Here is a 13,556-nt window from a genome sequence, read left to right as displayed (position 1 = left end):
GCAGCACCTGCTGGTAGCCCACACCGTCGACGTCCGGGTAGATCGTCCGCAACGACTCGTGCCGGCCGAGCACGTCGACCACCGCGGAGCGCAGCGCCTCGACGTCCAGGACGCCGGTCAACCGGATCGCCCCGGGGATGTTGTTGACGGCCGATTCCGGTTCGAAGCGGTTGAGGAACCACATCCGCTGCTGCGCGAGCGACAACGGCACCCGCTCGGGACGCTCCTGCGCCACGAGCGGAGCTCGGTCGTCACCGGCAAGAGGTTCGACCATGACAGCGAGGGCGGCGACCGTCGAACCCTCAAACAGCAGGCGGGCAGGCACCCGTACCCCTAGACGCTCACTCAGCCGTGCCGCCACTCGCGTGGCGATCAGCGAGTTACCCCCGAGATCGAAGAAGTCGTCGTCGAGGCCGACCCGCGTGGAGTCGAGTCCCAGCACGTCGGCGAACACCGCGGCGATGTCGATCTCGGTGCCGGTTTCCGGGGCCCGGAACTCGGTGACGATCGGCCCCGGATCGGGCAGTGCGTCGCGGTCGAGCTTGCCGGTGGGCGAGAGCGGGATCTCGTCGATCGGCACGATCGCCGAAGGCACCATGTGGGCAGGGAGCCGCTCGGCGGCCAGGGCCGACAGTTCCTGCAGGTCGACGGTTGCGTCGGGGGCCGCGTGCACGTACGCGACAAGCTGTGCCTGCCCGGACGGGCCCGTCCGCGCGAGCGTCGCCGCGAAGTCCACTGCCGGCGAGGAGGCCAGCACGGCGTCGATCTCGCCGAGTTCGATGCGGAAGCCGCGAACCTTGACCTGGAAGTCGTTCCGACCGATGTAGACGATGGGGGATGCGGCGTCCCGGGGTCCGCGGACGAGGTCGCCGGAACGGTACATGCGCGTGCCGCCGGGGGCCGCGACGAACCGGGCGGCGGTCAGCTCCGGCCGACGGTGGTATCCGCGGGCCACGCCCGGACCCGACAGGTAGAGCTCGCCCGTCACCCCGGCCGGAACGGCGTGCAACCGTGTGTCCAGCACGTGCGCGGTGGTGTTCCGGATGGGCGCACCGATCGTGATCTGCTCACCCGGAGCCAGCGGATCCGAGATGTTGGTCATGATGGTCGTCTCGGTCGGACCGTAGCCGTTGAAGAATCGCCGTCCCGGCGCCCACCGCTCCACCAGGTCCGGAGGGCACGCCTCACCGCCGACGACGATGCAATCGAGCACGCCCAGGCCCGTCGGGTCGACCGAGGCCAGCGCGGCCGGGGTGACGAAGGCGTGCGTGACCTGCTGTTGCACAACGAGTTCGGCGAACTCCTCGCCGCCGTACACGGAGGTCGGGGCGATCACCATCGTCGACGACGCGCCGATCGCCAGCAGCAGTTCGAGGATCGAGGCGTCGAAGCTCGGGGACGCGAAGTGCAGCGTGCGCGAGTCGGAGGTCAGGGCATACCGCTCCACCTGCTCGGTGCAGAAGTTCCCCAGACCCGAATGGGTCACGACGACGCCCTTCGGCCGTCCGGTCGACCCCGAGGTGTAGATGATGTAGGCCGTGTTCTCGACCCGCAGGGTTCGGACCCGTTCGTCGAACGAGACGGGCTCGGACGGAAGAGCCGCGAGCTGCTGCGCGATCGCGGGATCGTCGAGTGCGATCCACCGGGTCGCGGAGGGCAGGGCGGGTTCGTTCTCGGCGAGGGTCAGGCCGAGCGCCGCGCCGGAGTCGACCGTCATGTGCTCGACCCGGTCGGCGGGATAGTTCGGGTCGACGGGCACGAAGGCGGCACCGGTCTTCGCGACCGCCCAGGTGGCGAGCACCGAGTCGATCGACCGGGCGATCGCGAGCGCGACGACGTCCTCGGGACCGACACCGAGGCCGATCAGGTACCGCGCGAGTCGCGAGGACGCCTCGTCGAGCTCGGCGTAGGTGAGCGAACGGTCATCCTCGACCACTGCCGTCGCGGAGGGGTCGCGTTCGACCGCCGCCGCAATCAGCTGGGGAAGCAGCGCGGCCCTGGCTCCGCGACGCTCGGGACGCCTGCGTGGCCGCCGCCGCTCTGCTGCCGCAGGTCGAGCATCGCCAGAGGCTCCACCGTTCCCCTCGGCCCCCTGCTCGCCGACCTTACGCAAGGCTTCACTCACCACTGGTCCCGATCCCTCGTACGTCCCGTTCCGGCCGCGGCCACCCGGTTGTTACCGGGCAGTCATGTGCCCATTAGAGCATCGGTGGCCGAGAAGCCATGTTACGGCCGTGGGCGCGCACGCCACGGTGGGACGACCCGTGCGGGCCGCCCCACCGTGGCGGGATGTCGAGTTGTGGCCGGTCAGCGCCTCTCGTCGAGACGGCGACCGATGGCGGGTCCGATGACCGCCCACGCCTTCCTGGTGGCCATGTCCCAATGCGAGACCGGCACCTCACGCGTGGTCACCAGCCCGTTCACGTAGGGATACCAGGCCTCGGTGGAGGACATCGGACGATCGGTCTCGGCGATGAAGACCGTCAGGTCACCGTCGTAGACCTCGGGACGATGCGTCGCGAGGACCGAGTACGAGTGCCGGACGCCCTCGACGATCCGGGTGATCCGTTCCGGGGACAGGCTGTCGAACGGAGCCGGCAGAGCCTGCACCACCTGCTGCGCGCTCTCGGCGGTGAGCTCGGTGAGGGGGATCTCCGCAGCCGGGCCCTCGGCCGGGATGCCGAGCACGTTCGCGACCGTCGGGGCGGTGGCCGCGGTGGGCTGCGCGTCGGCCCGCGCGGCCCCGGTCTCGGGGTAGGCGTCGAGGATCGCGAGGGTCGGGACCTGCTCCCCCGCCCGTCGCAGCCGGACCGCGACGGCGTGGGCGAGGATGCCGCCCATGGACCATCCGACGAGATGGTAGGGGCCGTGCGGGTGCGCCTGCCGGATGAGCCGGACGTACTCGTCCGCCCAGGCGTCGATGTCGCCGGGCAGGTCGTCCGCCTCGCCGAGCGCGGGCGACTGCAGACCGTAGACGGGACGGTCGCCGAGGTACGGCACGAGGCCGGCGAAGCCCCATGCGAGGCCGGTGACGGGGTGGATGCAGAACACCGGTGCACCGTCCCCACCGGAACGCAGCGGCAGCAGCGGGTCGAGCCCGGCAGTGCCGAGCGTGTCCGTCTCGGACGTGCTGTGCGAGTCGATCCGGGCGGCGAGTTCCTCCACACCCGGGTGCAGGAACAACCACGGCAGCTCGACGTGGGCGTCGAGGCGGTCGCGCAGGCGCGCGGCGACCTTGACCGCGCTGAGCGAGTTGCCGCCGATACCGAAGAAGTCGTCGTCGAGACCGACCGGGTCGTCGCTGCCGAGCACTTCGGCGTAGACCGACGCGACCGTCGCCTCCGTGCCGGTGCGCGGGGCGCGGTAGGGCGCCGTGACGACCTCCGCCTCCGGGAGGGCCTTGCGGTCGACCTTGCCGTTGACGTTAAGCGGGAGGGCGTCGAGGGTGACGAAGCCCTGCGGGACCATGTAGGACGGCAGCGTCCGCGCCAGCGCGCCGCGGATCGCGGTGATGTCGGGGGCTCCGCCGGTGGGGACGACGAACGCGACGATCCGGTCGCCGTGCTGCACCGTCACCACCGCGTCGCGGATCTGCGGCAGCGCCCGCAGCGCGGACTCGATCTCCCCGAGCTCGATGCGGAAACCACGCACCTTCACCTGGAAGTCGGCCCGGTCGAGGTATTCGAGCGTGCCCGACAGCTGATCGTCGTCGAACCGCCAGCGCACGAGGTCGCCGGTGCGGTACAGGCGTGTGCCGGGGTCGCCGAACGGGTTTGCGACGAACCGCTCGGCGGTCAGCTCCGGTCGGCCGGAGTAGCCGCGCGCGAGCTGGGTTCCTGCGAGGTAGAGCTCTCCGGCCACTCCCGGGGGCACCGGGTGCAGCCGCTCGTCGAGGACGAAGACCTGCGTGTTGGGGATCGGGCCGCCGATCGGAATCGAGCTCTCCCCCGTCTCGGTGACGCGGTGCGCGGTCACCGAGACCGCCGCCTCCGTCGGCCCGTACAGGTTGACGAGATCGGTGTGCGACCGCTCGAGGGTGCGTTCGGCCGTGTCGACGGGAAGCACCTCACCGATCGCGAGCACTCGTCGCAGCGAGTCGGGCAGTTCGCCGTCGGCGTCGTCGAGCAGCGCGTCGAGCATCGAGGGCACGACGTGCAGGGTCGTCACGTGCTCGCGGCGGATCAGGTCGTTGAGGTAGGCCGGGTCGCGGTGGCCGTCGGGTGCGGCGACGACGAGTTTCGCGCCGGAGGTCAGCGACGACCAGAACTCCCACACCGACAGGTCGAAGGTCGCTGCAGTCTTGAGCAGGACGGCGTCGCCCACGCCGAGGCGGTATTCCTTCCGCTTCCAGACGAGCTGGTTGACGATCGCCTCGTGCGGCACGACGACGCCCTTCGGCCGTCCCGTCGATCCGGACGTATAGATCACGTAGGCGGCGTTGCTCGCGCGCAGCGGGGCGAGGCGGTCGGCGTTGCGGATCTCCTTGCCGCTGTAGGCAGCGAGGTCGACGGTGTCGACCTCGATGGTCGGCCGGTCGCCGGGCAGGTCGAGGCGGTCGCGGCTCGTGGTGAGAATGCAGGCGGGGTCGGCGGATCCGAGGATGTACTCGACGCGTTCGCGCGGGTGGTCGGGGTCGAGCGGCAGATATGCACCGCCGGCCTCGACGACCGCGTACATCGCGACGACGAGGTCGATCGAACGTCGGATCGGGAGCGCGACGACCGTCTCGGGACCGACGCCGTGTTCGATCAGCATCCGTGCGAGGCGTCGCACCCGGTCGGCGAAGTCCCCGTAGGTGAGTTCGCTGTTCGCGTCGACGAGCGCGCACGCCGTGGGCGTCGTGCGGGCCTGATCGTCGAACAGGTCGGCGAGGGTCCGGCCGGGGCCCACCGCGAGCTGTTCGGCCTCCCAGGCTTCGAGCATCGCGGCGAGCTGGTCGGGCTCGTGCAGGTCGATGTCGCCGACCACGACGTCGGCGTCCTCGGCGACGGAGCGCAGGATGCGCAGGTAGCGGTCGACCATGCGCCGGATCGAGGGTTCCTCGAACAGGTCGGTAGCGTAACCGAATTCGATGTCGAATCCACCCGGTCCGCCGTCGACGCCTTTGTCGACGATCGTCACGTGCAGGTCGAAGCGGACCGACGAGGACGACGCGTCGAGCGCCTCCACTCGCAGGCCCGGCAGCTCGAGCGCGTCGATGGTGAAGTTGTGATACGACAACCCGACCTGGAAGAGGGGGTGCCGGGACGGCGACCGGACGGGGTCGAGCACCTCGACGAGCCGTTCGAACGGGATGTCGGCGTGGTCGAAGGCATCGATGTCGACCGTGCGGGCCTGCTCGAGCAGATCGGCGAAGGTGCCGCCGAGATCGACCTCGGTGCGCAGCGCGAGCATGTTGACGAACATGCCCACGACACCGTCGAGTTCGGGCGCCGAGCGACCGGCGACGGGGGTCCCGATCACGACGTCGTGGGTGTTCGACAGGCGCGCGAGGAGTGCGGCGAGTGCGGCGTGCACGACCATGAACGGGGTGGTTCCCGCCCGGCGGGCGAGGACGGTGATCGCCTCGTGGACGTCGTCCTCGAGTTCGATGCGCACGGCACCGCCGCCCGCGCCGAGGATCGCAGGTCGCACGTGGTCGGTGGCGAGATCGAGATGCTCGGGGACACCGGCGAGTGCGCCCGTCCAGTACGCGAGCTGACGGCCCGCGATCGACTCGGGATCGTCGTCGGTGCCGAGCACTTCCCGTTGCCACAGCGTGTAGTCGGCGTACTGCACCGGCAGCGGCGCCCAGTCGGGTGCGTGCCCACCGACACGGGCGGTGTACGCGGTGACGAGGTCGCGCACGAGCGGCGCGAGCGAGGTGCCGTCGCCGGCGATGTGGTGCAGGACGAGGACGAGCACGTGCTCGTCGGGTGCGGTCGCGAACAGGTGCGCGCGGACCGGAACCTCGGCCGTGACGTCGAATCCGCGGCCCGCGACGCGCGCGAGATGCTCCGGCAGCTCGCCGGCGGGCACCTGCTCGACCGGAACGTCGACGACGCGTGCTCCCGGTTCGAGGATGCGCTGCTCACCCACACCGTCGATCTCGGGGTAGACCGTCCGGAGGGTCTCGTGACGCTCGACGAGGTCGGCGAACGCCGCACGCATCGCGTCGACGTCGAGTCCTCCGGTCAGACGCACCGCGAGAGGGATGTTGTACAGGGCGGATTCGGGATCGAGGCGGTTGAGGAACCACATGCGTTGCTGCGCGTAGGACAGCGGCAGGTGTGCGGGTCGCGGGCCGGCGACGAGCGGTACCGCGCGGTCGGAGCCGGCCGCGTCGAGGTGCCGGGCGAGTGCTGCGACGGTCGGCTCGTCGAACAGCGCGGCAGCGCGGACGGTGACGCCGAGACGCGCCCGGATGCGGCCGACGACGGACGTCGCGAGGAGCGAGTTGCCGCCGAGATCGAAGAAGTCGTCGTCGAGTCCGACTCGGTCCACTCCGAGGACGTCGGCGAAGACGTCCGCGACGGCTTTCTCGGAAGCGGTGACGGGAGCGCGGAATTCGGCGACGGTCGCTCCCACCTGGGGAAGTGCCGCGCGGTCGACCTTGCCGGAGGGGGTCAGCGGGATGCGGTCGAGGGGCACGACCGCGGCGGGAACCATGTACGTCGGGAGCACGCCGGCGACGTGTTCGACGAGGCTGCCCGGATCGAGCGGGCCGTCGGTGCCGTGCACGTAGGAGACGAGTTGTGTCTCCCCGGCAGGGGTCTCGCGGCCGACGGTGAGGGCGAAGTCGACCCCCGGGTGCGACGCGAGTGCGGCGTCGATCTCCCCGAGTTCGATGCGGAATCCGCGGACCTTGACCTGGAAGTCGTTACGGCCCACGTAGACGATGCCCGACGAGGGCGTCTCGGGTCCGCGCACGACGTCGCCGGTGCGGTACATCCGCGCACCTCCCGGCGCTGCGACGAATCGCGCGGCGGTCAGGCCGGGGCGACCGAGATACCCGCGGGCCACCCCCGGCCCTGCTGTGTAGAGTTCGCCCGCGACACCGACGGGGACGGGGTGGAGTCGCGAATCGAGCACGGTCTCCGTGACATTGCCGATCGGAGGTCCGATCGTCACCCGGTCGCCCGCCGCGAGGGGTTCGGAGATGTTCGAGACGATAGTCGTCTCGGTGGGTCCGTACACGTTGTGGAAGCGGCGGCCCGGCGCCCATCGCGTCACGAGTTCGGGCGGGCACGCCTCGCCGCCCACCGCGACGGTACCGAGTACCTCGAGACCGGCCGGGTCCACCGAGGCCAGCGCAGCGGGTGTGACGAATGCGTGTGTGACCCCGTGCTTCCGCACGACATCCGCGAACTCCGACCCGCCGAAGACGGTCAGCGGGGCGACGACCATCGTCGACGACGCACCCACCGCCAGCAGGAGCTCCAGCACGGAGGCGTCGAAACTCGGTGACGCGAAATGCAATGTGCGCGACTGCGGCGAGAGTCCGTAGCGATCCACCTGTTCGGCGCAGAAGTTGGCGAGCCCCGAATGCGTCACCACGACGCCCTTGGGGCGACCGGTCGAGCCGGACGTGTAGATGACGTACGCCGCGTTCTCCGCGCGGACGACACCGCGTCGCTCGTCGAAGAAGACGGGCTCCGAGGACATCCCGGCCGATTCGTCGCGTACCTCGGCCGAGTCGAGCACGAGTGCGGGTAGCTCACCGGGCAGCGAATCGGCGTGTTCCTCGGTGGTCAGGACGAGCCCTGCACCGGAATCGTCCAGCATGTAGGCGATGCGATCGGCGGGATAGGTGGGGTCGACGGGCACGAACGCCGCGCCGGTCTTCGCCACCGCCCAGGTCGCGAGGACGGATTCGAGCGAGCGCGTGAGGAACTGCGCCACGCAGTCCTCGGGACCGATTCCGCGCGAGATCAGAAGACGGGCAAGGCGTGACGATCCCGCGTCGAGTTCGCGGTAGGTGAGAGCGCCGGATTCGGAGACGACGGCGATGCCGTCCGGATTCCGTTCGACGGCGACGGCGAGCAGATGGGGCAACGATGCGGTCGGTGCGCTGCGGCGCAATCTCCGAGGGCTGCCCGACGTACGGATCCCGGAAACGGATCCCTCGTCCGAGTGGGCCGAGTCGAAGTCCATCGCATTCGTCGTCATACCACTCCCCGCTTCGCGCCGGGGGACGGTACGGCTGATGAACGCACGCCGAAACAGGCACGCGCCCTGGCGTATCGACGCGATCAGGCCCCCGACAGCCGGATCACGTACGCCGAACTACACGAGTCTCGCACAGGAGTACGAACGCTGCCACATCAGTGCCCGACACGGAGTGTCGAGTCGCGCTTGCGGACTTCGCAATTCGGACATACACGGCGGTTGCACCAGGCGGCGAGGAGCGGGCCGACGGTGCGACACGCGTGCTCGCCCGTCATCGCCCAGTGGGACACGTCGATGTCGTGGCGGTGCACCCGTCCGGTGACGAACTCGGTCCAGTCCCTCCGGGAATCGTCTTCCGGCGACGCCGAACTCCGCGACCCCACGAAGAGCAGGTCGCCGTCGAAGCGTCCCGGGTAGTGCCGCTCGAGAACGTCGAACGAATGACTGATGCCGCCGAGAAACGACTCCATGGACGGGAAGACGTCGCTGTCGAATTCGCCACGCCCGAGAATCGATGTGATATCCCCGACGTTCGGCGTGGCGCGGTCACCGTTGTCGAGACCGTTCAGGGCCGCGAGGGCCACCGACTGCGGATCGACGGACTCCGGTAGCGGGGCCGGGACGTGCGCATCGAGCAGGACGAGGGAGTCCACGGAGCTCCCGTGTCGTTGCAGTTGCACGGCCATCTCGTGCGCGATCACTCCGCCCATAGACCACCCGACGAGGTGGTAGGGCCCGTCGGGGTGCGCGCGCCGGATCTCGTCCACGTACAGGGCAGCCCATTCCCGGATCGATCCGGGAAGCTCCTCGGTGCCCGACAGCGCGGGCGACTGCAGTCCGTAGACCGGACGACCGGCGTCGATGAACTCCGCGAGCCGCGAGAATCCCCAGGCGAGGCCGACGACGGGGTGGACGAAGAAGACCGGCTCACCGGAGGCGGGTCCCGTGCGCAGGGGGAACACGACGTCGAACGCCGTGGACGCCGACTCCTCACCGTCGCGCTCGCTGCGTTCGATCCGCTCCGCCAGTTCGGCGACGACGGGGTGGGCGAACAGCCACTCGAGGGGCACGGGACGCTCCAGCGCCGCCGCGAGTTCGCTGACCGCCCGGACCGCGACCAGCGAGGTACCGCCCGAGCGGAAGAAGTCGTCGTCACGTCCGACCGACTCGATGCCGAGGACCTTCCCGAACACCTTCGCAACGGCGGATTCGACGGCGGTGGCGGGCGGACGGTGCTCGGCCGGCGCGGCCGGGACGAGTGGGAGGGCGTTCCGATCGAGTTTGCCGGTGCTCCCCTTCGGCAGGCAGTCGATCGCGCGGATGTCGGCCGGGACCATGTAGTTCGGTAACCGTTCGCCGAGCGAGGTCCGCAGGGCGGCGGTGTCCGGTTCGGTGCCGTCCGAGACGACCACGAAGGCCACCACGCGGTCGCCACGATGTGCATCCTGCTGCACCGTTGCCGCCGCGGCAGCGACGCCGGGGCATGCCCGGAGTGCGTCCTCGATCTCACCGAGCTCGATCCGGAACCCGCGGATCTTCACCTGGAGATCCCGGCGACCGATGTAGTCGAGTTCGGGTCCGCGTGCGCTCGTGACCCAGCGCACCAGGTCCCCGGTCCGGTAGAGACGCCCTCCGCTGCCGAAGGGGTCGGCGACGAACCTGCCGGCGGTCTCACCCGCCCGCGCGACGTAACCGCGCGCGAGTTGCTCGCCGGACAGGTACAACTCCCCGACCGCGCCGAGCGGGACCGCACCGAGGCGGTCGTCGAGCACGTGGACGCCCGTGTTCCACACCGGTGTCCCGATCGGCACGCCGTGGACGTCGGCGTCGGTCACCGGGTGATCGGTCACCGAGACGGCCGCTTCCGTCGGCCCGTAGAGATTCACCAGTTCGGCGTCGCTGCGGGCGGCGAACTCCCGCGCGGTCGCGGCGGGCAGGGACTCACCGATGGACAGCACACGCCGCAACGTCGACGGAAGTCGCTTCTCGACCCCCGACAGGAACATGCCGAGCATGGTCGGAACCCCGTGGAAGGTGGTGACCCGTTCACGCTCGAGCAGGGCGATCATGGCGCGGGGGTCGGGGTGGCGTCCCCGGTCGGCGATCACCAGCCGGCCACCGCACGTCGACCAGCCCCAGAACTCCCAGACCGACAGGTCGAAGGTCGCCGGGGTGTGCAGGACCGACACGTCGTCGGGTCCGAGGTCGAATCGCTCTCGCAGCCAACACATCTGATTGGTGACCGCACGATGGGTGACCGCAACACCCTTGGGGACCCCCGTCGAACCGGAGGTGAACAGGACGTACGCGATGTTCTCCGGTCGCAGCCGGGCGAGCCGTTCGGCATCGGTCACCGGCGCTGCGGACAGTCCGGCATGGGCCGGATCGTCGACGTCGATCACCGCGGCACCGCCGAGATCGACGGCTGCGGACGCCCCACCCACACGTACGACGACGGCGGGTTCGGCGGCCGCGACGATCTGCGCGATGCGTCCGGGTGGCAGGGAGGGGTCGAGCGGAACGTAAGCTCCGCCGGCGACGGACACCGCGTACATCGCGACGACCAACTCGACGGATTGTCCGATCATGAGGCCGACCCGGGTCTCGGGGCCGACACCGGCCGCGATCAGCGCACGCGCACACCGGTTCACACGCTCGTCGAATTCCCTGTAGGACACCGACGTTCCCTCGTGAACGAGGGCGATCGCATCGGGGCGACGATCGGCGTGCGCCCGGAACGGATCGGGAAGGACGGATGCGTCCGACCGGCGGTACTTTCCCCTGCCGATGTCGAGCAGCCTGGTCCGCTCGTCCTCTCCGATCATGTCGGCATCGCCGACGGGACGTGACGGGCAGTCCACGAGTGCGGCGAGCACGCGCGTGAACATGGACGAGAACGAGCGGGCGGTCTCCTCGTCGAACAGGTCGGCCGCATACGTGAGCCGACCCGCCAGCCCGCCGCACCGCCCGTCCTGGTCGACGCGTTCGCCGACGAGCAGATGCAGGTCGAACTGCGAGATACGAGTGTCGGGGACCAGACTCTCGACGGACAGACCGGGAAGGTCGAGCCGGGACGGTGCGAGGTTCTGGAACGACAGGCCCACCTGGAAGAGCGGGTGCCGTGCCAGGGATCGGGCCGGATCGAGCGCTTCGACGAGCCGCTCGAACGGCAGGTCGGCGTGGTCGAAGGCCTCCAGCACCGTCGCGCGACTGCGGTCGAGGAGTTCGTCGAAGGATTCGGCGGGGTCCACGACGGTCCGGAAGACGAGGGTGTTGACGAACATGCCGATGAGGTCGTCGAGCAGCGGATCGGTGCGCCCGGCGACGGGGGTGCCGATGGCGATGTCGCGCGTCGCCGACAACCGGGCGAGCATCACCGCGAAGGCGGCCTGGGCGACCATGAACGGGGTCGCACCGTGACGCGCGGCGAGTTCGCGCAACTGCTCGTGGACGTGGGCGTCGACCTCGACGTCGACACTGCCCCCGCGGTGCGACTGCACGGTCGGCCGGGGACGGTCGGTGGGCAGATCGAGCTGGTCGGGCAACCCGTCGAGGGCACGCCGCCAGTAGTCGAGTTGCCGCGCGGCGACCGATTCCGGGTCGGATGCATCACCGAGCGCATCCCGTTGCCACAGTGCGTAATCCGCGTACTGGACGGCCAGCGGCGGCAACTCGGCCGTGGTCCCGGTCGCGCGGGCGGCGTAGAAGGCGGCGAGGTCGCGGGTCAGCGGCGCGAGCGACGCTCCGTCGGCGGCGATGTGGTGGACGACCACGACGAGCACGTGTTCCGTTGCATCACTGTCGTTTTCGATACTGCTACTGCACCGCAGCAGTCGGGCCAGGACCGGAACCTCACGGGTGACGTCGAATCGGGTCGAAAGGACGGCGTCGACCTCGGACCGCACGGCGTCGGGATCGACTTCGACCGGCAGGAGATCCGGCAGGAACGCCTCGATCGGGAGGACCTCCTGCACCGGGACACCGTCGATCTCGGGGTAGACGGTGCGGAGTGTCTCGTGCCGAGCGACGAGATCGCGGACCGCCGCCTGCATCGCCGCGGCGTCGAGATCTCCGGTCAGCCGGACGACGATCGGAATGTTGTATGCCGCAGAGGAATCGAATCGTCCGAGGAACCACATGCGTTGCTGCGCCAACGACAACGGCACCCGCTCCGGACGCTGCCGCGCCGCCAACACCACACTCCCGACCCCGGCACCGGCGGTGTCGGTGTCGAGACGGGCCGCCAACTCCTGCACCGACGACGCCTCGAACACCACCGGCACCGCCACCCGATACCCCAACCGCGCCGACAACCGCGCCACCAACCGCGTCGCCGCCAACGAATTACCACCGAGATCGACGAACGAATCGTCCAACCCGACCCGCTCGACCCCCAGAACCTGCGCGACCTCCTCGGCCACCGCGATCTCCACCGGCGTCCGCGGCGCCCGATACTCGGCCACCTCGAACACCGGCGCCGGCAACGCCGCCCGATCGACCTTCCCCACCGGCGTGAGCGGCACCTCGTCGAGCACCGTCACCGACGACGGCACCATATAACCGGGCAACACCTCCCCCACCGACGCCCGCACCTGCGCCGGATCGAGCACCGCCCCCGCCTCGGGCACCACATACGACACCAACGCCGACTCCCCCGACGCCAACGCCGCCCCCACCGTCACCGCGAAACCGACCCCCGGCACCGACGACAACACCGCATCGATCTCCCCCAGCTCGATCCGGAACCCCCGGATCTTGACCTGGAAATCACTGCGCCCCACATACTCGAACACCCCATCGCCGCCGCGACGCACCAGATCCCCCGTCCGATACATCCGGCCACCCGGGGTGAACGGATCGGCCACGAACCGCGCCGCGGTCAACCCGAACCGACCGTGATAGCCCCGCGCCACCTGCGCCCCGGCCACATACAACTCACCGACCACACCCTCGGGCACCGGACGCAACCGCTCATCGAGCACGAACGCCCCCACCCCCGCGATCGCCGACCCGATCACCACCGGCGCATCGGACACCAACTCCGCCGACGAGGTCGCCAGAATCGTCGTCTCCGTCGGACCATAGGCATTGAAGAACCGCCGCCGACCCGGCACCGACCACCGCCGCACCAGATCCGGGGTGAACGACTCACCCGCCACGACCACCACACGCAGATCGTCCAAGCCCGCAGGATCCATCGACCCCAACGCACCCGGCGTCATGAACACATGCGACACCGACTGCGACGCAATCACATCCGCCAGATCCGGACCACCACCGACCCCCGCCGGCGCCACCACCACCGTCGCCCCCGCCGAGAACCCCACCCCCAACTCGAGCAACGACACATCGAAACTCGGCGAACACACATGCAACACCCGCGAGGAGCCATCGACCCCGAAATGCTC

At 69.9% G+C, this 13,556-nt stretch carries 3 protein-coding genes; all 3 read right to left on the bottom strand.

The window, feature by feature from the left end; genetic code table 11:
* A partial coding sequence (locus tag NVV99_RS25555) for an amino acid adenylation domain-containing protein (RefSeq protein WP_260783213.1) occupies nucleotides 1–1,936 on the bottom strand: 1,936 nt, incomplete at its 3' end.
* A gap of 371 nt (nucleotides 1,937–2,307) precedes the next feature.
* Nucleotides 2,308–8,148 (bottom strand): non-ribosomal peptide synthetase, encoded by a 5,841-nt coding sequence (locus NVV99_RS25550; protein ID WP_024101633.1) that lies wholly within the window; start codon nucleotides 8,146–8,148, stop codon nucleotides 2,308–2,310.
* A 155-nt stretch (nucleotides 8,149–8,303) separates the two neighbouring features.
* Nucleotides 8,304–13,556 (bottom strand): non-ribosomal peptide synthetase (locus NVV99_RS25545; RefSeq protein WP_260783212.1); only part of this gene is annotated, 5,253 nt, incomplete at its 5' end.

The organism is Rhodococcus sp. PAE-6, assembly GCF_025290685.1.
Taxonomy (GTDB): Bacteria; Actinomycetota; Actinomycetes; order Mycobacteriales; family Mycobacteriaceae; genus Rhodococcus; species Rhodococcus pyridinivorans.
Note: the sequence above shows the minus strand (reverse complement) of the source record. Positions and strands in the feature narration are given on the sequence as shown.